Annotated in this window: 15 protein-coding genes and 2 pseudogenes; 7 read left to right on the plus strand and 10 right to left on the minus strand. The window is 40.3% G+C overall.

Features of this window, described 5'->3' with window-relative positions:
• Nucleotides 1-64 precede the first annotated feature (64 nt).
• From FTU38_RS08275 to aspA, 5 genes are all read right to left on the minus strand, one after another.
• A complete protein-coding gene (locus tag FTU38_RS08275) occupies nt 65-1,531 on the minus strand; it encodes an adenylate/guanylate cyclase domain-containing protein (RefSeq protein ID WP_180110959.1) in 1,467 nt (488 codons plus the stop codon).
• A gap of 61 nt (nt 1,532-1,592) precedes the next feature.
• A complete protein-coding gene (locus FTU38_RS08280; RefSeq protein WP_067762788.1) occupies nt 1,593-2,027 on the minus strand; it encodes an HIT domain-containing protein in 435 nt (144 codons plus the stop codon).
• 223 nt (nt 2,028-2,250) lie between these two features.
• Nucleotides 2,251-5,718: a transcription-repair coupling factor gene (gene mfd, locus FTU38_RS08285; RefSeq protein ID WP_180110967.1), complete on the minus strand. Its 3,468-nt coding sequence runs from the start codon at nt 5,716-5,718 to the stop codon at nt 2,251-2,253.
• A gap of 179 nt (nt 5,719-5,897) precedes the next feature.
• Nucleotides 5,898-6,254, minus strand: coding sequence for a hypothetical protein (locus tag FTU38_RS08290; protein ID WP_180007827.1), 357 nt, complete (start codon nt 6,252-6,254; stop codon nt 5,898-5,900).
• Nucleotides 6,255-6,589: 335 nt separating this feature from the next.
• On the minus strand, nt 6,590-8,038 hold the full coding sequence (gene aspA / locus FTU38_RS08295; protein ID WP_373683978.1) for an aspartate ammonia-lyase: 1,449 nt from the start codon (nt 8,036-8,038) through the stop codon (nt 6,590-6,592).
• A gap of 424 nt (nt 8,039-8,462) precedes the next feature.
• Here aspA and putP point away from each other — a divergent pair, with 424 nt between their 5' ends.
• A complete protein-coding gene (gene putP / locus FTU38_RS08300; RefSeq protein ID WP_180110960.1) occupies nt 8,463-9,965 on the plus strand; it encodes a sodium/proline symporter PutP in 1,503 nt (500 codons plus the stop codon).
• Between the two features lie 61 nt (nt 9,966-10,026).
• Here the strand turns inward: putP and FTU38_RS08305 are convergent, their stop codons facing one another.
• A complete protein-coding gene (locus FTU38_RS08305; protein WP_180063832.1) occupies nt 10,027-10,521 on the minus strand; it encodes an Lrp/AsnC ligand binding domain-containing protein in 495 nt (164 codons plus the stop codon).
• A gap of 133 nt (nt 10,522-10,654) precedes the next feature.
• On the opposite strand from FTU38_RS08305, the gene putA reads away from it, so the two are divergent.
• The 4 genes from putA to FTU38_RS08325 all read left to right on the plus strand — a co-directional run bounded on the left by putA (nt 10,655) and on the right by FTU38_RS08325 (nt 16,685).
• Nucleotides 10,655-14,386: a trifunctional transcriptional regulator/proline dehydrogenase/L-glutamate gamma-semialdehyde dehydrogenase gene (gene putA, locus FTU38_RS08310; RefSeq protein WP_180110961.1), complete on the plus strand. Its 3,732-nt coding sequence runs from the start codon at nt 10,655-10,657 to the stop codon at nt 14,384-14,386.
• Nucleotides 14,387-14,615: 229 nt separating this feature from the next.
• Nucleotides 14,616-15,698, plus strand: a complete 1,083-nt coding sequence (trmA, locus tag FTU38_RS08315) for a tRNA (uridine(54)-C5)-methyltransferase TrmA (protein WP_168378612.1) — start codon at nt 14,616-14,618, stop codon at nt 15,696-15,698.
• Nucleotides 15,699-15,950: 252 nt separating this feature from the next.
• Entirely contained in the window at nt 15,951-16,175 is a 225-nt protein-coding gene (locus FTU38_RS08320) for a hypothetical protein (RefSeq protein WP_168378613.1), read from the plus strand.
• A 261-nt stretch (nt 16,176-16,436) separates the two neighbouring features.
• On the plus strand, nt 16,437-16,685 hold the full coding sequence (locus FTU38_RS08325) for a hypothetical protein (protein WP_180041590.1): 249 nt from the start codon (nt 16,437-16,439) through the stop codon (nt 16,683-16,685).
• A 56-nt stretch (nt 16,686-16,741) separates the two neighbouring features.
• Here FTU38_RS08325 and FTU38_RS08330 read toward each other — a convergent pair whose 3' ends face one another.
• Entirely contained in the window at nt 16,742-17,518 is a 777-nt protein-coding gene (locus FTU38_RS08330) for a phosphodiester glycosidase family protein (RefSeq protein ID WP_257225697.1), read from the minus strand.
• Nucleotides 17,519-17,653: 135 nt separating this feature from the next.
• On the opposite strand from FTU38_RS08330, the gene FTU38_RS08335 reads away from it, so the two are divergent.
• Nucleotides 17,654-18,190 (plus strand): lecithin retinol acyltransferase family protein, encoded by a 537-nt coding sequence (locus tag FTU38_RS08335; RefSeq protein WP_078193494.1) that lies wholly within the window; start codon nt 17,654-17,656, stop codon nt 18,188-18,190.
• Between the two features lie 139 nt (nt 18,191-18,329).
• Here the strand turns inward: FTU38_RS08335 and FTU38_RS08340 are convergent, their stop codons facing one another.
• Together FTU38_RS08340 and FTU38_RS08345 are read right to left on the minus strand one after the other, a co-directional pair.
• Nucleotides 18,330-18,788, minus strand: coding sequence for an SRPBCC domain-containing protein (locus tag FTU38_RS08340; RefSeq protein WP_373683977.1), 459 nt, complete (start codon nt 18,786-18,788; stop codon nt 18,330-18,332).
• Nucleotides 18,789-18,871: 83 nt separating this feature from the next.
• Nucleotides 18,872-19,933 carry an aldo/keto reductase gene (locus tag FTU38_RS08345; protein WP_180110963.1) on the minus strand — a complete coding sequence of 354 codons (1,062 nt, stop codon included), beginning with the start codon at nt 19,931-19,933 and terminating at the stop codon, nt 18,872-18,874.
• A gap of 96 nt (nt 19,934-20,029) precedes the next feature.
• Between FTU38_RS08345 and FTU38_RS08350 the strand changes: the two are divergent.
• Nucleotides 20,030-20,953: pseudogene (locus FTU38_RS08350) on the plus strand (LysR family transcriptional regulator).
• Between the two features lie 9 nt (nt 20,954-20,962).
• Here the strand turns inward: FTU38_RS08350 and FTU38_RS08355 are convergent.
• Nucleotides 20,963-21,874, minus strand: a pseudogene (locus FTU38_RS08355) (bestrophin family protein).
• Between the last annotated feature and the right edge of the window lie 73 nt (nt 21,875-21,947).

Consider the following 21,947-nt stretch of genomic DNA (forward strand, 5'->3'; position numbering starts at 1 on the left):
TTGAGTTATTTTTACAATTTAAGGCAATACGATTAGATCTAATTTTTATAATGTATATGTGAAATTAAGAGTGAGATTCAGTTTTTTTGACTTCTTCGATCACTTCGTCTTCTAAATTCAGTTTAACAATACCAGCAGAGTTGGTCATTTTTTGCTGAATTTGTAAGCGTTGAATCATACGCTCTAAAACATGTATTAGTTCAGGATATTCAAAGTTTTGTACTTCATCTAAGTTCAACAATAGATTAAAGCCTTTATATTCGTAGTCGAACCAACGCTGATAATCTGTTTTCTGCGAGGTGTATTTTTCCATCACTTGCCAAGTACGTACTGGGCCTTTGATGCCTTTTAAGAAGATCGGTGCTTTAGGTGCACATAAATAGTCATTTTTCACTAAATGATGCGTATCGTCTGAAATCAAAATTTCATCGACTTCAGCCGCACTTTGCAATCGTGCAGCCAAGTTCGCATCACGACCAACGATGGTATACGCCATACGGTGAGCTGCACCATAGTTCCCAACGTGGCAATACCCTGTAGAAATACCCATACGAATATGTAACGGCGGATAACCCATTTTAATCCAACGTTCACGCAGCAACTTCATTTGCTGACGCATGACCATTGCCATCTCTAAACAAGTTTTTGCATCTTGCTCTACGCCTTGGCTATGTGGATCACCAAAGAAGATTAGAATTGCATCCCCCATAAATTTATCAACAGTCGCTTCATACTGTTTGGCAATCTCAGTCATATGACTCAAATAGTCATTGAGTAGAAATGCTAAATCGTCTGGAATTAATGTTTCAGAAAGCTCAGTAAATCCTTGGATATCGGAAAAGAAAATCGTTAACTTTTTACGTTTATATTCGATTTTAGCTTCAGACTCACCTTTCATAATCGATTGCCAAAGTTGCATAGGCGCATAACGACTCAGCTGATTGGCGAATTCCATATAACGATTCATCTGATCATAATAGTGGTTCTTTTTATTACTCAGAGACTGAACTTGGGTGTGTTGATAAAAAGCCCCTACGCTGAAATATGTAATTAAGCACAGAAAGCCAAGAACGGTTAATTCACTGCTGGTCGACTCAAAATACTCTTGAAAACCAAAGACATAAATATTGCATAAATAAAATACAGTGACGCCAACAATCCCTGCCAAGGACATCATTAAGAAATTGATCTTGTTATAGATTGTTGTGTATAGCAGCGCAAAGACCGCAAGAAAGGTTAAAACAAGACTTAAATGTACCGCAGACATCAGTACAGCAATAACTATGATATCGATCAGAAACAGCACATTGCGTTTAGTTTGATTGCTATATCGATAAATTAGCCAATGGGAAAACTTGGGAACAACTAAAATCAGAAAAAATAAAAATGCAGGAATATAGATTTGATAATGCGTATCTGGTTGGGTGTAGTGATAGACAACAATCACCAAAGACAGCATGATATATCCCATCAAACGATGAAAATATTCAAACTGTTTAGGCTCTTTGCTGATTAAATTGTCTAACGGCACTCGATCGCCCCCATACGGACACTCATTCTTCTACTATCCTGATATTGTCCGTAAATCGGGATTAGTCCATACGCCAATCGAAAGGCATATCACCTTGACCACGTAGTGCAAGCATTAGTGTTTGGCGCATGTGTGCCAAGACATCATTGTTATAAGGAACTGCTGGCGTACCCCAAACTGGTTTCGGCCAAGCCACATCATTTTGATAACGAACAACATGATGAAAATGTAATTGTGGAACCATATTACCCAATGCAGCTACATTCATTTTGTCTGCACGGAATACACGTGACAATTGGCTTGATAACCAGCTTGATTCACGTAAAAACTGCTCTTGGTCTGCCTGACTTAATTCATAAAGCTCTGTAATTCCCGGAACACGTGGAATCAAAATAAGCCACGGGAATTGCATATCATTCATCAAACGACATGTTGACAGAGGAAAGTCGCCTACATAAAACGTATCTTGAGCAAGTTGTGGATGTAAACTAAACATATCTTTATAAATGATGCAAAATTAGAATGATGGCTAATACTATCACATCCTTATGGGTGTGAATATTCTGTACAGAACGTTTCATTACAAATAAACTGCATTTGAATAAAACGTTGCGTGCTTATGACTCTAATAAATTTTTCAAAAAAATCAAGCGTTTCTTCTATATAAAAAACACTCATGAAAATCTACTCATTCTAAACAAGCAATTTATACGCCAAATCTATTGATTTGGCGCCAATTCCTTCAGCAAACTGTCTAATAAGTCATTTATAAATTGAATGCGTTTGTCATATTCTTCGAGCATGACCATCACTTTTAGACGCTGTCCACCTTCCATTCGGAAGAAAGTCGGATGCTTTTGCATCATTTGAATGATCGATATGGCTTGAACTGGTGTATCTGGTGAGAACTCAATACTGCCGCCATGTGAACTGATATCAATTTTTGTGATACCCAATTGTTCCGCTTTTAAACGCAACTGATGGACAGAGAATAATTGCTTGACTGCTTGCGGCGGCAAGCCAAAACGATCGATCAACTCCATACGAATGTTATCGAGTTTCTCTTGAGTATCCGTATTACTAATGCGTTTATAGAACAATAACCGTTGATGTACATCACCTAAATAATCATCTGGAATTAAGGCTGGCATGTGCATGCTAATTTCAGCCGTTAATGACAATGGAGAGTCAAAGTTAGGCGTTTTACCTTTTTGAATGGCTTTGGTGGCTTTTTCAAGCATTTCCATATACAGGCTATAACCGATGGTTTGCATTGAGCCACTTTGCTGTTCACCCAGCAACTCACCTGCGCCACGAATTTCTAAGTCTTCTGTAGCCAACATGAAGCCCGCACCCAAAGTCGATGCACGAGAAATGGCATCTAGGCGTTTTTCAGCATCACCCTTTAAGCCTTTGAGCGAAGGTACAAGTAAATAGGCGTATGCTTGATGGTGCGATCGACCGACACGACCACGTAATTGGTGCAACTGCGCAAGTCCCAGTTTATCTGCACGCTCAATCAAAATGGTATTGGCGTTTGGCACGTCAATCCCAGTTTCAATAATGGTTGAACACACCAGTACGTTATATTCTTTGTGATAGAACTGTTGCATGATTTGCTCTAGTTCACGCTCACGCATTTGACCATGTGCTACCGCAACTCGGGCTTCAGGAACCAATTCACGTAGAGTTTCTGCCGTACGTTCAATGGTCTCCACTTCATTATGCAAGAAATACACTTGCCCACCACGTAACAGTTCACGCAAGATGGCTTCTTTGATCGAATCTCCAGTATGTTCTTGCACAAAGGTTTTCACAGCAAGACGACGTGCAGGCGGCGTTGCAATAATAGATAGATCACGCATACCACTAAAAGCCATATTCAGCGTACGTGGGATAGGCGTTGCAGTTAGCGTCAGCATATCGACATCGGCGCGTAAGGCTTTAATTCGCTCTTTATCACGCACACCAAAACGGTGCTCTTCATCCACGATCATGAGACCGAGATTTTTAAATTGCACACTTTCCTGCAAGATTTTATGTGTGCCAATCACGATATCCACTTTGCCTTCTGCGAGGTCTTCAATGGTTTTGGTATGTGATTTTGATGAACCAAAGCGTGAAAGGACTTCGATACGTACAGGCCAATCCGCGAAGCGATCTTTGAAAGACTCGTAGTGCTGCTGTGCCAACAACGTGGTTGGGACAAGTACAGCCACTTGTTTGTTATTTTGTACTGCCACAAATGCAGCACGCATGGCCACTTCTGTTTTACCAAAACCGACATCACCACAAACCAAGCGATCCATCGGCTTCGCTTGTTGCATGTCATACAGTGTCGCTTCAATAGCATTGGCTTGATCTAGGGTTTCCTCATAGGCGAAGCCACTGGCAAACTGCATATAGAGACTTTGATCCAGTTCAAATCCATAACCGGGCTTCGAATGACGACGTGCTTGAATATGTAAAAGTTCTGCCGCCACATCATGGATCTGCTCTAAAGCTTTGCGTTTGGCTTTAGACCATGCATCTGTGCCCAATTTATGTAATGGTGCTAGATCTGGGTCACCGCCACTGTATCGGCTAATTAAATGTAGGTTTGTTACAGGGACATACACCTTAGCTGCATCGGCATAGTCTAACTGCAAAAATTCATGGTCTTGCTCATCGATACTCAAGGTAATTAAACCTGCATATCGCCCCACACCATAATCAATATGAACCACAGGTGCGCCAATACTTAGCTCGGTTAAACTACGAACAAGGAACTCTTCTGATACTTCCTGTTGGCGTTTACGACGACGTTGAACCACACGGTGTTCATAAAGCTGATTTTCAGAAATTACACTGAGCTTGTCAGTTAACAATAAACCACGATCTAAGGGCGCATTGGTGATCGCAATCACATGCATAGAATGCATAAAATCATTAAAACTTTCGACCGTCGGGATATCACCCAAACTTGGACGCAATGCATCTTTTAAAGTTTCACGTCGACCAGCGCTTTCAGCCACTAAAAGTACCGGATAATTTGCCGCATCGATATACTGCTTAACCGCAGAAAATGGTTTTTCACGTTTTGGATCGACAGGTAAACGGGGTGGAATCTCAGCAGCAAGATTGATCACGCCCTTACGTTCATCAAAAGCCTCAGGTGAAGCCACAATACGACGGCAAAGATTTAATTGTTCTAAAACCTGATTTGGTTGTAGGAAAATCTGCTCCGGCGGCAAAATCGGTTGGTCAACATTATGACGGCGGTCTTCATAACGACGCACAATATCCGACCAAAACTGAATCAAAGTGTCATCTATGGCTTTATCTGTAATGACAATGCCATTCTCTGGTAAGTACGAAAATAGCGTACTTTGCTCTCGCATGGCTTGTTCAGAGAAGAATAACGGAAAATAAAACTCAATACCTGGTGAAGCTATACCGTCTTGTACATCTTGATAAATTGGATTTTTCTTTGGATTTGCCGTCGGAAAATTTTCCGCATATCGATCACGAAACAGTGAACGCGCTTCTTTTAATGGAAATTCTTTTGCAGGTAAAACCGTAAAATGATCTAAGTTTTGGGTGGTTCGCTGAGTTTCAGGATCAAAGAATTTGAGGGTATCGATTTCATCATCAAATAAGTCAATACGAATCGGTGAACTTTGCCCCGAAGCGTAAATATCCATGATGCTGCCGCGTACTGCAAATTCACCATGATCATAAACGGTGTCCACCAAGTGATAGCCCGCTTGTACTAATCTTAATTTTTGTTGTTCGATATCAAATTTTTGACCTACTTTAATATCAAAGTGTTCACCTAATACCCAAGATGCAGGCGCAACTCGCTGCGCCAAGGTTGTTGCCGAAACCAACAACACGCCTTGCTGTGGCATATTAGACAAAATCGCCAAGCGCTCAGAAACGATGTCTTGATGTGGCGATAGGCGGTCATAAGGTAAAATTTCCCAATCAGGGAAAATAGTTGGCTTGATTCCGTAAAATTCCAGCTCACTTTCTAACTGCCCGAGATGCTGATTATTACGTGCTACAATCACAAACAACTGTTTCGATTGTTTGCTAATTTCTTTAAATAATAATGCAGCAGATGAGCCTTGTAAGTTTCCGACCCACCGCTTTTCGCCAGCTTTAAGCTGTTTAAGATTGAGTTGTGAAATTTCTTGCTGGAACATGATGTAAATAGCTTTTAATGTTTTAATCACTTGGTGATCATATTAACACGATGCTTTTTACATTCCGAGATTTAAGCAACTATATACAGTGTTTTAACCAATGTGGATTTGTGATTGTATTTTCTATTGATGAGTACCCTTAACGCACACATCAAACTCAAACACTGCAGTCCATTCACTTACTTACGATCACGGATGAATTGACGATAATAATCATTCAATAGTTTGACATAATGTTTAAATTGCAACAGATTTTCTTCAGTATTGCCTAATCGTGCAACAAAGCGTTGATTTGCAATTTCCAAGTCTATTTTTTCATTGATAATCATTGCAGTCGCATAGAGCTGTTTTAAATCATCGAAATTTGTCATTTTTCTATTCGACAGATATTCCATACGTTCAGACAATGTATTTAAAACTACGCCTTCAATGATATAGCCCTGTGTTTCATCATATTGAATGTGGTGTTGTTCTAAGTAAAGTTGCTCAGGCGACTCTTTAGCGCCTTTGAATAAATCGACTAACTTATTAAACATCTGACTATCTACAACATGATAAAAAACCTATTGTACTTCGATTACGTCCTTTTTTGGGCAAGTTAAAGCTTTTCTGACTTTATCTATGCACTAAATTTTTCATCCAAACCTTCATGACTATATATAGAACAATAATTACAATCCTAAGCAAATATAGCGTTTTATTCTCAACCTAATACTTTCTTTTAGAAATTAGGTTTCTAATGGATACTTAATACATGACTGTCATTAGTTTAGTTCTCTATATTTACCACTAATTTCTTCAAATAAAAAACGAAGGATTAACCTTCGTCATTTACTCATCATGGGGCTATTTAAAAGTCTTAAATAAGCATTTAACTCACTTGAGCGAGTGGCATACTAAATGGTGTCACTTCAGAAACTAAATTTTCAATCGAGAAAATTTCATCCAATTGACTTTCAGTTAACAGCTCTTGCTCTAATACCACTTGGCGAATGGTTTTATTTTCGGCAATACATTGCTTACCGATTTCATCACATTTTGCATGACCTAAATATGGATCGAGTAAGGTCACGATTCCTACACTACGCATCACTGCATCAAAACATGCTTGCTCATTTGCCTGAATCCCTTGAATACATTTGCTGTCTAATGTTTTTACTGCATTCACCAAAAGCTCAATCGATTCATTCATGGACAATGCAATCACCGGCTCCATGACATTTAATTGTAATTGCCCTGCTTCTGCGGCTAAAGTTATGGTTAAATCATTACCCATCACTCGAAATGCAATTTGGTTGACCACTTCTGGGATCACGGGATTGACCTTTGCAGGCATGATCGACGAACCTGCTTGTAACTCAGGTAAACGAATTTCCGCTAAACCTGTTCGTGGCCCCGAACTTAAAAGACGTAAGTCATTACAGATTTTAGAAAGTTTGACAGCTAAACGTTTTAAGCAACTTGATAATAAAATAAATACGCCACAATCGCTGGTTGCTTCGACATAGTCTTCTGCACCTTGCAATTTTAGACCGGTCAAATGAGCTAGATTTTCAACGGCCTTGCCTGCATAACCCGCAGGAGAATTCACGCCAGTGCCAATTGCCGTCGCACCTAAATTAATTTCCAATAGAAGCTGTCGATTTTGCTCAATCAACTTCAAATCTTCTTTTAATAATGTTGCAAATGCTCGGAACTCTTGCCCCAAAGTCATCGGAACAGCATCTTGTAACTGTGTACGCCCCATTTTGATGACATGTTTAAACTCATCGGCTTTAATATGTAAGCTTCCAATTAGCTGATTTAAAACCACAAATAAAGCATCAAAAGCGCTAAATGTTGCTAGACGCAGCGCTGTTGGATAGACATCATTGGTGGATTGTGACTTATTAACATGATCGTTGGGATGAATCCGTTGATAACTGCCTTTAGCATCTCCGAGCAACTCAAGGGCAATATTGGCAATGACTTCATTGGCATTCATGTTAATAGAAGTGCCTGCTCCACCTTGATAAATATCAATTGGAAATGAATCTGCCCATTGTTCAGGATGATCAATCAATCCATCGCACGCCTGCTGAATCGCTTGGCGAATATCATCTTGTATTAAGTTAAATTGATAATTGGTTTCTGCTGACGCTTTTTTTACCCGAGCAATAGCGCGTACAAAGTTTAAATTTTGTCCGACATGCTGCTTTGATATTTGAAAGTTTTCGATGGCACGCAATGTATGTATACCGTAATAACATGACTGCGGGACTGCTTTATCCCCCAATAAATCATGCTCTATTCTCGTTTTTTCCATTTGAACCGTTGTCACTGCGCATTCCCTCTAATTACGCACCAAGACTGTGCATACCTCATATTCGACCTGTTCAAATCATCTCACTACAGATGATGTGATGCACATTTGCAACCAAATATTTCAAATGCACATTTCTTGTTCACCATGTAACATTGTGTAATTTTTACCTAATTTCATTAGTTCTCTTTTTGTGATGAAAAGTCTTAAGTAGATTTACATTTCAAAATTTAAATTCCCGTCTGGACAACATTTCAGCAGCACAATAAAAAATTCGATTTGTAATAAGAAAAAAATATCATTTACGCAAAACATACATAAAATATGCTTAAAGGTTACAGAGTGTAATTTTTAAATTGTGCTTGAATCTGCGACTTACGACAGAAGTACAAATTTTCATCTAGGACAGAGATGATTTGCTTTCATTAAGGATGAACCGCCTATGAGCCATTTAAACCCGACATTAGTCACCTTTATTTTTTATATTCTTGCAATGCTTGCCATTGGTTTGTATGCCTACAAAGCTACGCATAACTTTGACGAATACATTTTAGGTGGACGAAGTTTAGGAAGTGTTGTGACTGCACTTTCAGCAGGTGCATCCGACATGAGTGGTTGGCTACTCATGGGTCTCCCTGGTGCAATTTATCTATCTGGTCTTTCCGAAGCTTGGATTGCAATCGGCTTAATTATCGGTGCTTGGTTGAACTGGTTGATCGTTGCTGGTCGCTTGCGTGTTCATACCGAATATCAAAATAATGCCCTGACCCTGCCCGATTATTTCACGAGCCGTTTTGCAGACCGTAAAAAGATTTTACGTATCATTTCAGCTGTAGTGATTTTAGTGTTCTTTGCGATTTACTGTGCTTCTGGCATGGTGGCTGGCGCACGACTTTTCGAAAGTTTATTCGGTTGGAACTACACAACAGCACTGTGGATTGGTGCAATTGCAACCATCAGTTATGTCTGCATTGGTGGATTTTTAGCGATTAGTTGGACTGATACTTTCCAAGCGGGTCTGATGATCTTTGCACTGCTGCTCACACCGATTATCACCTACCTTGCTTTAGGTGATAATAGTCAAAATCTTGCTGCTATTTTGGAAACAGCTCGTCCACAAGCTTCTAATTTATTTGAAGGTTTAAGCACAGTTGCGATTTTATCCAGCATGGCGTGGGGCTTAGGCTATTTTGGTCAACCGCATATTTTGGTTCGCTTTATGGCAGCCGATTCTGTTAAATCCATTCCGAATGCACGTCGCATTGGTATGACATGGATGATCCTGTGTCTAGGCGGTGCTGTAGCTGCGGGTTATATCGGCATTGCTTACTTCCAAGTTCACCCAGAACTAGCAAACGTCGTTAATGCCAACCCTGAAACAGTATTTATGGAATTGACTAAAATTCTATTCAATCCGTGGATTGCAGGGATTATTTTAGCCGCAATTTTAGCTGCGGTGATGAGCACACTTAGCTGTCAGTTATTGGTGTGTTCAACAACCTTGACAGAAGATTTGTACAAAGGATTTATTCGTAAAAACGCATCGCAAAAAGAATTGGTTTGGATTGGACGTGCGATGGTTTTGGCAATTGCCGTATTCGCAATCACCTTTGCAATGAACCCTGCAAGTAAAGTTTTAGGCTTAGTGGCTTATGCATGGGCAGGTTTCGGTGCTGCATTTGGCCCGCTGATTATTCTTTCATTGCTGTGGAAACGCATGACGCTTAACGGAGCAATCATTGGCATGATCGTGGGTGCTGTGACTGTCATCGTGTGGAAAAACTACTTAGGCCACCTTGGTTTATACGAAATCATTCCAGGCTTTATTTTCTCTGCGATCAGTATCGTTGTGGTGAGCTTATTGGGCAAAGCACCAGAGGCGGATGTGGTTGAACGCTTTGAAAAGGCCGAAGCGCAATATCAAAAAGAAATGTCTGAAATCTAAAATTTTTGACACTAAAAAGGGGCTAAATGCCCCTTTTTTATACTCGATTATTGATGATTAGCTACTTCGGCCGAGCCGCAGGTTTCAGCTTAATTTGCATACTTTCTTTGATTACTTCCATCACAGGATAACTGCGCGTTTCCTTGATGCCGGGTAGCTGCCAAAGCACCTGCCCTGAAATTTTTCTAAATTCTTCCATATTTGCACAGCGTATTTTCACTACAAAATCAAAACCACCGCTGATCATATGACATTCTACGATTTCTGGAATTTGACGCACTGCATCCGAAAAATCTTCCAATACATTGGGCGTAGTTTTATCTAGTAAAATCTCCACAAAAACCACAAATCCATTGTTGAGTAAGACCGGATTTAAACGTGCTTCATAGCCTAAAATAAAGCCTTCTTTCGATAATTTTTGCACACGTGCCAACGCCGCAGTGGGTGATAAATTTACCATTTCTGCAAGCTTAATATTGGACAATTTTCCGTCGTCTTGCAGCAGCTCTAAAATTCGAATATCTATACGGTCTAAGCTCAAATATGGGCTAGTCATCTGAATTTTTCTCTAAATATTATTAAAACTATAGTGAGTTATTCGCTAAATATTCTGTGATGATAAATTAAATAAAGGATCAAGCTCAAGATTTATTTGCTCGTCATAGAACTTTGACACGGAAAATTGAAACATGAATGGAAAAGTATTTGAAGTCACGGGAAGCGATGACTACATCACTGAATTTAAAGACAAGAATAGCTTTGAACAATTGATTAATACAGCATGGCGTCGTGCTGAAACTGAGTGCATTGAAAACTTATTAGCACACAGTGAAATCCCTTCCCCGATCAGCGATCAAATTCAACAATTGGCTTTTGACTTAGCCCATTCATTACGTGAACGTAAAAGCGGTACAGGTAAAGCAGGCATTGTACAAGGCTTGCTACAAGAGTTTTCATTGTCTTCTCAGGAAGGCATCGCGCTCATGTGTTTAGCTGAAGCGCTACTCCGTATTCCAGACAAAGCAACACGTGATTTACTGATCAAAGATAAAATCAACCAAGGTAACTGGAAAGATCATGTTGGCCAAAGTAGCCTCATGTTCGTAAATGCTGCTGCTTGGGGATTAATGCTGACGGGAAAACTAATGGAAACCCCTCAACAAAAAAGTCTGTCTACCCTACTCACCGGTATTTTAGCACGCAGTGGACGTGGCATTATCCGTAAAGCTGTCGACGTGGCTATGCGTATGATGGGCGAACAGTTTGTTACAGGTGAAACCATCAATGAAGCGCTTAAACATGCAGAAGTATTAGAAGACAAAGGCTTCCGCTATTCATATGACATGTTAGGTGAAGCAGCATTAACTGAACCTGATGCAGAACGTTATTATCAAGACTATACCGATGCGATCCACGCGATTGGTCAAGCTTCTGAAGGAAAGGATGTTTATAACGGCGCAGGTATTTCGATCAAATTGTCTGCCCTACACCCACGCTACCAACGTTCACAGATCGACCGTGTGCATAATGAACTGTATGGCAAAGTGCTAGAACTTGCTGTATTAGCTAAGCATTACAATATTGGTTTAAACATTGATGCTGAAGAAACTGACCGTTTAGAAATTTCTTTGGAACTACTCGAACGCCTGTGTTTTGAGCCTAAATTAGCGGACTGGAAAGGTATTGGATTTGTGATTCAAGCCTACCAAAAACGCTGTTTCTATGTGGTCGACCATATTATTGACCTCGCTAAGCGTAGCCAAAAACGTTTAATGATCCGCTTAGTGAAAGGTGCATACTGGGACAGCGAAATTAAGAAAGCGCAAATTGAAGGTATGAGTGACTATCCTGTATTTACGCGCAAAGTTCATACCGACCTGTCTTATATTGCATGTGCTAAAAAGCTCTTGGCAGCACCTGAGCAAATTTATCCTCAGTTTGCAACACACAATGCGCAAACCGTAGCTACGATTTACCAACTAGCACAGCCAGAGCTTTACTATCCAGGCCAGTATGAATTTCAGTGCCTTCACGGCATGGGTGAACCCCTCTATGAACAAGTGGTGGGTTCGAAATCTGACAACAAACTGGGTGTGCCATGTCGTATTTATGCACCGGTGGGTAACCATGAAACCTTATTGGCCTATTTAGTTCGACGTTTACTGGAAAATGGTGCGAATACCTCTTTCGTCAACCGTATTGCAGATAAAAATTTAAAAATTGAAGATTTAATTGAAAATCCAAGACAGACGATATTAGCGACGGCTGAAAAAGAAGGTATCACTGGAGCTAAGCATCCCTCTATCCCATTTCCGCAAGATTTGTATGGCACAGAACGTCGGAACTCAAAAGGACTCGATTTAGCCAATGATCGCGACTTATCTCAGCTCAATACCACGGCAGTACAGTATGCACATACCCAGTGGCATGCTAGTGCAATGGGCGCTAATTTAGAAGAAATTCATACTGCAAGTATCAACATTACAAACCCTGCAAACCGTAGTGATGTGGTCGGTAGTGTCAGCGAAGCCAGTTTAGAACAAGCGGAAATCGCTCTCAATAATGCGGTAAATGCCCAAGGTTCATGGAAAACTTTAGACAAAGATCAGCGTGCAGCATGCTTAAACCGTGCGGCGGATTTGATGGAAGCACAATTGCAATCTCTGATGGTGTTGTTGTCACGTGAAAGTGGTAAAACTTATGCCAATGCTATTGCTGAAGTCCGTGAAGCTGTAGATTTCCTACGTTATTATGCAGCTCAAATAATTGATCTAGCAGAGAATACGCAAATTGAACCCCTAGGTACTGTGCTGTGCATTAGCCCATGGAACTTCCCGCTTGCTATTTTCACAGGTCAAATTGCTGCAGCCTTGGTTGCAGGTAATACCGTGATTGCCAAGCCTGCTGAACAAACGCCTCTGATTGCTGCTCAAGCTGTACATATTTTATGGGAAGCAGGTGTTCCGTTTGATGTATTGCAACTCCTTCCTGGCCGTGGCGAAATCATTGGTGCCAAACTCAGCGCGGACTCACGTGTCCAAGGCATCATGTTTACTGGCTCAACGGAAGTCGCACGTATCTTGCAAAAAACCGTGGCACAGCGCTTAAACCAATTTGGCGAAAGCGTGGTATTGATTGCTGAAACTGGCGGTCAAAATGCCATGATTGTTGACTCATCAGCATTGACAGAACAAGTGGTATTAGATGTCGTTAATTCTGCCTATGACAGTGCAGGTCAACGCTGTTCTGCCCTACGTATTCTCTGTGTACAAGAAGATAATGTGGACGTTGTCCGTACCATGTTACAAGGTGCGATGAAGCAACTTCGTGTCGGAAATCCTACACTTTTAGCAACTGACATTGGCCCAGTGATCGACCTTGAAGCACAGCAAAATATTGAAAAACATATTGAGAAGATGCGTAGCAAAGGCTATCCAGTACATCAAATCATGTTTAATGTTGATGGCAATGCCTTAAGTACGGGAACTTTCGTTGCACCAACTTTGATTGAACTGCCAAATTTAAATGATTTAGAACGCGAAGTTTTTGGGCCAGTATTGCATTTAATTACCTACAAATATGGTGAGATTGAAAACCTATTAACACAAATTAATGCCAAAGGTTATGGTTTAACCATGGGCTTGCATACACGTATTGATGACACGATTCAAAAAGTCATCGGTCATGCAGAAGTCGGCAACTTGTACATTAACCGTAATATTGTAGGTGCAGTAGTAGGTGTACAACCTTTTGGCGGCGAAGGCTTATCAGGTACAGGTCCAAAAGCTGGCGGTCCATTATATCTTTACCGTTTAATGCATCAAGTTTCTGAGAAAAAATTGGCTACACCTTATGCGGCTCAGGCAGAAACACAAGCTGCACATTTCCCTGCATATGAAGCTTTTAACACTTGGGCGAAGCAGCATTTTTCAGGCATTGCGATTCAAGCACCGCAGGCCATAGCCGCTGGACAAAGTTTTGAGCTACAAGGCCCAACCGGTGAAAACAACCAATATGCCATTTTGGCACGTAAAGGTGTGCTTTCATTGGCTAATAATGATGCAGATCAACTGAATCAAATTGCTGCGATTTTATCGGTAGGTAGTCAGCCTGTGGTACTTGCAGACAATACTTTTGTGTTGAAACACTTAAATAGTATGCCGAAAATCCTCGTGGACCAATTTAAAGTGATCACGGATATTTATCATGGCAATTTTGATGCAGTTTTACACCATGGTGAAAAAGCTGAGTTATTAAAAATTCAACAAGTCATCGCGTCTCGTGAAGGTGCAATTATTGGCATTACGCATTTAGCTTCAGGCCAATATGACATCCCTGTAGAACGTTTCGTGATTGAGCGTGCAATCAGTGTCAATACTGCGGCAGCCGGTGGTAATGCCAGCTTAATGACGATGAATTAAATGTTGGAATGAACTCCAACTAATCAGTTCCTCACTTAGCTCAATCTTTATGAATGTTCCATAAAGATTGAGCGTTTTTTTAACTTCCCCTCGATAAAAGTTCTGTTTAGCGTATTCAGATTCATCTTCTCTACAGATAAATACAGCCAAAAGTGGAATTAATTTAGTCTTATAAGGTGAATTTTGCTAACATGACTTTTTTTAATATGTTTGCGATTTTTTACTGCATATGACTTCAACTTATCAGCAACAACTTGATGCCAAAGTTGCCCGCATTACGGCTCAATTTTCAGAATACAACCCTCCCTCTTTAGAAGTTTTTCCTTCTGCTGAACAAAACTTTCGTATGCGAGCGGAATTCCGAATTTGGCATACTGAAAATGATATGTTCTATGCAATGTTTGAACGCAATGCAGACAATGAAAAACAAGTTGTAGAAATTAAAGATTTCCCTATTGCAGATAAAAGCATTAATGACTTAATGCCAATATTATTAAATGAACTCAAGGCACAAGAGATCTTATCGAGCCGTTTATTTGAGGTTCATTTCTTAGCAACCCTGAAAGGTGAAATGCTGGTTTCATTGGTTTACCGTTGCCCGCTCAATGCTGAATGGGAAATTGCTGCCAAAGCCCTGTCTGACAAGCTCAATATCAAGATTTATGGTCGTAGTCGTGGTCAGCGTGTGATTTTAACTGATGACTATGTGGTTGAAGAACTCCAAGTATTTGACCGTAAATATCAGTACAAACAAATTGAAAGTAGTTTCACTCAGCCCAATGCTGGCGTGTGTCAAAAAATGCTGGAATGGGCGTGTCAGGCTGCCGATCACTCAGACAAAGACTTACTTGAGCTCTACTGTGGTAATGGTAATTTCACACTGCCTCTTTCTACACGCTTTAATCGCGTTTTAGCAACAGAATTAGCTAAGTCTTCAGTCTATGCAGCACAGTGGAATATTGAGCAAAATGGCATTGATAATATCCAAGTAGCTCGTCTATCTGCTGAAGAGTTTACCCAAGCCTTCAATGCTGAACGTACATTCCGCCGCCTTGAAGAAGCCGAAATTGAAATTTCAAGCTATTACTTCGATACGGTATTTGTCGATCCACCGCGTGCAGGTATCGATGATGAAACACTAAAACTGTTGCAACGTTTTGAACGCATTATCTATATTTCATGCAACCCAGATACTTTGCATGACAATCTCAAACTACTTTCACAAACGCATAAAATCAGCAAATTTGCCTTGTTTGATCAGTTCCCTTATACACACCATGTAGAGTCTGGTGTGTTTCTTGAGAAGATTTAAACAAATTATTTCAAGTCATGTTGTTGTCATAAAAGGAGCTTTCTAAAAGCTCCTTTTTTATATACTAAAAAAGCTTTATATTCTCGCCACATGCGGTGTAATGGATACCTTTCTATATCAATTAAGCAAAGATTCTAAAAGTCCAATCGAAAAAATGATCATTCAACTGGCTAAAATTTCACTTTAGTAGTCTTGCTTTATTTATTGGATTGGTTATATTTCGTCCTATGTTAGGTCGCAAATGAAGGCTCTATGAGTTTTTGGCATAAGTTGTTCGCTAATGAACAGCAAAACGGGCATAAGAATCAAATTGCCTGTGTTGAAAATGATTGCTCTTGTAAAACCAATGAACAGCTTATTGCTGCTCTTACAAAGGCAACAGATGAAGATGTTATCCTCGGTATTAAAAAAGTGCTCGCTTCGCGCGGTTATAGCCGTAAGGAATTAAATGAAATCCAGCATCTACCTCTACAGTAGAGTCTGAACATTCAGTGTTCAAACAAGGCATTCTATTTACAGAGTGCCTTTTTCATTTTTAAAATAATCATAATGATGCCGCTTATTTACAGATTAGGTTTTGTGGATTGGCCACATCGCTATTTACAGCTTTTATGCTATGCTCCAAGGCAACTCAGTGATGTCTAATTTTTAAACACACGACAATAAAACCTAATATTGCATCAAATATGATGCCGAAGACCTCTAAACAGCATTGATATAAAAACTAAAGGAATGAACATGAATAAATTAACAATTTGCCTAATCGCCTGCTGCATACTTAGTCTAAGTGCTTGTAGCCAAATTCCCAAAGAATGCGAAGAATCTTGGGATAAACTCGAAGCCTTATCGAAACAAATGGGCTTAAACGAAGAGCAAATCAAAGAACAGAAAAAACAGTTTGAAGAAAGTATCAAGCAACAATCTAAAGAACAAGCCATTCAAATGTGCCAAACCCAAAGTACCTTTTTAGGTTTAGTCGGCAAATAAACAGTAGTTGCTATCAATCTAAAGACTGTATACATGAAGCCCGACCATTCGGGCTTTTATTGTTTGCATTGAAATGCTGTTGTATACGCTACAATTGGCCCTAAAGCTTTCAAACTTGAATCATGTCTATTCAATGCTTGAATATCTGCACTAGACACAGATCCATCTAAATACAAGGCATTGTTAATCGATAATTGCTGCTTAAAATATTGTGCAAATGCATAAAACGACACGCCTTCACGACTGATCACAAAATACAACTTACCGTTTTTGATCCCCACACCATTGCGGATTTTCAATGAATCTGACTGTGGGATAAAGTTTGAATTGATTTTTCCATCTACCACTAGCATCGGGCCTGACTGCGTCGCATAACGTGCATTAAAATTTGTGGAAGCATATTTTTGTGTAGTTAATATCACCGCTTGCTTGTCATTCCATGCTAGAACACCATTCGGCTGAATTAAGAAATTGCCAAAGCCTCGTGTTGCACGATTCAAGGCTTTTTTCTGCAGCCCATTTTCAACGTAAAGACCAACAGGCGCTAAATCTGCATGATACATCCCTGCATTCATTGCGAAGTTCATCGTATTACATTTACGCGCTAATGCCTGCTTTAAACGCTGTAAGTCTCGATATGGCTGCTGCTCTGCATTATATAAATAGAGCTTCAGTTGACTCAGATCCGAAATTTCAACCACATCCACGGCAATGGGCTGACTGACACGTTTCGCTTGAATATTGGCATAGGAAATAGTCGGTGAGAAAATCAGACCGAGCAGCATCATAAAGCGCATTTTTTTAAACATTGAGGTTGATTGAAGTCGAAGCATGACCCTATCCATAGCGTGCGTTAAAAATCGAACAAATTTTAGCTAAATCATCGCTAAAATAGTCGATTAATTCACAGATTAAAAGTAGACTAATCTTTAAAAATAATTCGGATTTAAAGTAGGACTGGTAAATTCATGCACGTGCAGAAAGATGGTTTTCCTCTTGGAACACATCTTATTGTTAAACACTTCGGTTATAGCCATCATGGCATATATGCCGGCCGCGGTAGAGTCATTCACTACTCTGGTTTTGCACACCTTTTCAAAAAACATCCAATTGAAATGACTTCGATCGAAAAATTCAGCCACGGCAAAAAAATTATCGTTCAGTCATATAGCAATCCAAAATTTAAAGGTCGTAAAGTGGTGCGTCGTATGCGCTCTCGCATGCATGAAAACAACTATCATCTGATTATTAATAACTGTGAACACTTATGCACATGGGCTATTACCGGCGTTGAAAGTAGTCCTCAAGTGTTCCGTATGATGAACCGACTCACCACGATTGGCTATGTCAGTTCTCTGATGAGTTTTATGAGCAGTATGATGCTGACCGTGACCACTACTTGCTTTGCACTGGTGTTCTATATCAAAAAGAAACTGCGCGAAAAAGCCAAAATGCAGATGCCGGTTTATACCTATTTAAAGCGTGAAGAACATAAAAATCGTTAATTCACTGCAGCAGCATTGAACCGTGGCTTTATCAAATTTCAATACATCAGCACATTGCTTAGAAATACTGCGCTAATACACAAGCTTTTCCTTACGGCGTATCAGATGTCATGCTTAATTTTGGTCACTCTTCACATTGCTAAAAGTTCGCATTGCTAAAAGGTGGAAATTTATCTTCAACCAAATTGCTTTGCAGGCCATGTTCTAAATAAATTTTGGCTGCATCCAAAACCGTTGTAAAACCACCTGTACTATCGATAATAAAATCAATTAATGCCTGACCTTGCAGAGGAATCTTTGAATGTTTGATACGAACGTAGGTTTCCATCGGGCTAATCTGCTCAAAAATAAAATCGACTTGAGTTTTTGGTTCTCCCCACTGTATTTGAATTAATTTGTTTTCCTTAATACTCAGCACGTCTACATCGGCGACTGCATTATATTTCTGCCAAGTCCATTGCACGGTTTTACCTTCTTCTAGATAGCCACTCGATGCACTAAACCAAAAATGCTGTGTTATTAAAGGATCAACAAAAGCATTAAATACGATATTGATGGACTTACGAATTAACATCTGGGTTTCAATCACGACACTCATCAGCATTCCTACAGTATTTTAATTTTATTCAGTGATAGCACAGAGAACTGATCATTGCCTACCACTGAATTGTTATTGCCCTATTATGCTGTATGTTCTGTAATAAATGCTGATGTCACTAGCGTGGGATTCTTCTCTGTAAATTGCCCATTCCAATAGGGATAGTATGGATAAGGTGGATACACTGCACTGACTGCGTCTAATCGGGCTAACTGCTCTACGCTTAACGACCAATCTTTCGCCGCAAGGTTATCCAACAGTTGCTGTTCATTACGTGCGCCTATCAAAATACTAGACACAGTCGGTCTGGTTTTCAGCCAATTCAATGCAATCTGCGGGATAGAGTGCCCTGTTTCCATGGCTATTTCTTGCATTACATCTAACACCGCATATAACTTCTCGTGTTGAACTGGCGGTGCGAATTGTGCTGTTTCATGCAGCCGGCTTTGCTTTGGAATCGCGTGCTCACGATCAAATTTCCCTGTTAATCTCCCCCAGCCCAGCGGACTCCAAACCACTGCACCAATCTGTTGATCATGCTGCGCAGGCATCAACTCCCATTCATAGTCACGTCCAATCAAAGAATAATAGACTTGATGCACACTTAGCTTTTCATAGCCCTGCTGTTGGGCAATCGATTGTGCTTTCATAAGCTGCCAGCCTGAAAAATTCGATGCACCGATATAGCGAATTTTTCCACTACGTACCAAGTCATCTAAATTGCGCATCAGCTGTTCAAGTGGCGTCGTGCTATCAAACTGATGCAGTTGCAGCACATCAATATAATCCGTGCCTAAACGCTTTAAACTCGCTTCCACAGCTTGTATTAGATAGTTTCTAGAATATCCACCTTGATTGATTCCCTCTTGTAAGCGAATACCCACTTTGCTGGAAATAATCACCTCTTGGCGTTTTGATTGAAGTAATGCACCGAGCATCTGCTCTGAGGCACCATTTGAATAAGCATCTGCGGTATCGAAATAATTCACGCCTTGATCAATACACAGATCAATCATGCGCTGAGCATCATTTAAGCTCGCTTGCCCCCATGCAGAGAAAATTTGGCCTTGCCCGCCAAATGTACCTGCACCAAAGCCGAACTCTGAAACTTGTAAGCCAGATTGCCCTAGATTGTGATAGTTCATGGTGAATTCCTGTGTTTGATTTATACACAGAATAGGCACAGATATTTATCAGAAAAACCCTGAATATCAAGAAAGACTTTCTTGATTATATTGATAATGCTAACTGAAGATTTCGACTTATTCACACGAATGGCGATACTGGGTTCAATCAGTCAAGCCGCTAAAGAAGCCAATCTCTCTGTTTCTGTCGCTAGTAGCCGTCTACACAGACTTGAACAAAGTTTAGGGCTGCGCTTATTTCATCGCACTATACGGCAGCTACATTTAACACAGGAAGGTGCTGTTTTATTGCAGCAAGGTTTTCCCTTATTCGAACAATTTAATTCTCTCCTGAGCCAATTTCAGCCTGAACCACAACAACTCAGCGGCGTATTAAAAATCACCTGTTCAGAAGTTTTTGGAAATCGTATTTTAGGGCCAGTATTTGCAGCCTTTGCCAAGTTGCATCCAACATTGACTTTGGATATTGAACAGACCGATCAAAATTTAGATTTGGTCTCCGCAGGTATCGACGTTGCGATACGTATTGGATAGTTAGAAGACTCATCACTGATTGCTAAACCGCTCAGCTTAAACCGTCGTATTTTGTGTGCCTCGCCTAGCTATATCGAACAACATGGCGAACCTCACTCCCTAGAAGAGCTCTCTATACACCAATGCATTTTACAGAAATACCCTAAGGGTGTTTCGCAGCTTTGGACATTCGTCCAAGATCAACACAACATAAATATACCTGTTTCAGGACAAGTTCATATCAACTCAGGTGAAGGCGTACACCAAGCAGCACTTGCAGGTTTAGGCATCTCAAACCACTCTATTTGGCATGTGGAGGACGATCTACTCTCTGGCCGACTTGTCCAAGTTCTACCAGCAATCCCTGTTCAAAGCACAGCAATCTATGTGGTAATTCCGCATCGACATTTTGTTCCGCCTAAAGTACAGGCCTTTATGCAACACTTGGACGATTTTTTTCAGCATCAATATGCGTGGTATGTATCGCCTAATTTATCTGAAAATTAGGCCAAGAATTTATCTTAAATTACTGTTAAAAGTCTTAATCAGCGGCGGAAGTTCAACTTCTAAGCTGCTATACATTTCACGCTCAATGTTTCGTACAATCGAGTCCAGCGGCAAATCATTTTCCTGCAAGCCAAAAGGCTCTTCCAGTTCTGCACTTAACGCATCCAAACCTAAAAATAAATATGCAATCAAAGCCACAATAACAGGTGTCCAAATCCCTAAACTGGCCTCTAGGCTAAACGGCAAAATCAGACAAAATGAATACACCGCGCGATGTAAAAGCACCGAATAGGAAAATGGCAATGGCGTGGTCATAATACGGTCACAGCCTGCATGGATATCACCCATCGCTACGGTATGACGTGTAAGCGTGCTGTAGATAATGTCTGTAATCTGACCTTGCTTATAGGCTTTGACTAAATCTTTTTGAATAATTTCAAGTAAATACTGTGGTACATTGATATTGTCTCGGCATTGCTGCCATTGCTGCTCCGTTAAAGCTGCACCGTATTTAAAATGTACAATATCTTGTGATTCATAGCGTAAGCGATCACGTAACAAATTGCAAAACAGCATGATGCGGTACATCAACACGGTTCTTTGCTCATCTTCAAGTACATGACTATCCCGAATCATGTGGCGTGTATTGGCAATCAATGTGCCCTAAAGCTTGCGACCTTCCCACCAACGGTCATAACAGGCAGTATTTCGAAAGCTCAAAAAAATCGACAGAATTACCCCAAAGATAGTAAACCCGATGGCTGGAACTTCGGGCGTATTCAGGTAATGTGCAGCGCTAAGATACACCAAAATCGCCGACAAACTCACGACGACAGCCAACGCAGGCATGACTTTTGGGAGTATCGTGCCATGCCATGCAAATAAAAGTTTAAAGCTATTATTTTTATTTCGAATGATCACTTATTTCCCCTCTGTACTGCCTTAATGAACCATCTCAACAATGAAAAAAGCCCAACCGAAGTTGAGCTTAATC

This window comes from Acinetobacter sp. YH12098, assembly GCF_013419235.1.
Taxonomy (GTDB): domain Bacteria; phylum Pseudomonadota; class Gammaproteobacteria; order Pseudomonadales; family Moraxellaceae; genus Acinetobacter; species Acinetobacter amyesii.

What these genes read in the sequence shown, in the direction of transcription:
- FTU38_RS08280 (WP_067762788.1), bottom strand. Translation starts at nt 2,027, where the DNA reads ATGTTTAGTTTACATCCACAACTTGCTCAAGATACGTTTTATGTAGGC.
- mfd (WP_180110967.1), bottom strand. Translation starts at nt 5,718, where the DNA reads ATGTTCCAGCAAGAAATTTCACAACTCAATCTTAAACAGCTTAAAGCT.
- FTU38_RS08290 (WP_180007827.1), bottom strand. Translation starts at nt 6,254, where the DNA reads ATGTTTAATAAGTTAGTCGATTTATTCAAAGGCGCTAAAGAGTCGCCT.
- putP (WP_180110960.1), top strand. Translation starts at nt 8,463, where the DNA reads ATGAGCCATTTAAACCCGACATTAGTCACCTTTATTTTTTATATTCTT.
- FTU38_RS08305 (WP_180063832.1), bottom strand. Translation starts at nt 10,521, where the DNA reads ATGACTAGCCCATATTTGAGCTTAGACCGTATAGATATTCGAATTTTA.
- putA (WP_180110961.1), top strand. Translation starts at nt 10,655, where the DNA reads ATGAATGGAAAAGTATTTGAAGTCACGGGAAGCGATGACTACATCACT.
- trmA (WP_168378612.1), top strand. Translation starts at nt 14,616, where the DNA reads ATGACTTCAACTTATCAGCAACAACTTGATGCCAAAGTTGCCCGCATT.
- FTU38_RS08320 (WP_168378613.1), top strand. Translation starts at nt 15,951, where the DNA reads ATGAGTTTTTGGCATAAGTTGTTCGCTAATGAACAGCAAAACGGGCAT.
- FTU38_RS08325 (WP_180041590.1), top strand. Translation starts at nt 16,437, where the DNA reads ATGAATAAATTAACAATTTGCCTAATCGCCTGCTGCATACTTAGTCTA.
- FTU38_RS08330 (WP_257225697.1), bottom strand. Translation starts at nt 17,518, where the DNA reads ATGCTTCGACTTCAATCAACCTCAATGTTTAAAAAAATGCGCTTTATG.
- FTU38_RS08335 (WP_078193494.1), top strand. Translation starts at nt 17,654, where the DNA reads ATGCACGTGCAGAAAGATGGTTTTCCTCTTGGAACACATCTTATTGTT.
- FTU38_RS08340 (WP_373683977.1), bottom strand. Translation starts at nt 18,788, where the DNA reads ATGAGTGTCGTGATTGAAACCCAGATGTTAATTCGTAAGTCCATCAAT.
- FTU38_RS08345 (WP_180110963.1), bottom strand. Translation starts at nt 19,933, where the DNA reads ATGAACTATCACAATCTAGGGCAATCTGGCTTACAAGTTTCAGAGTTC.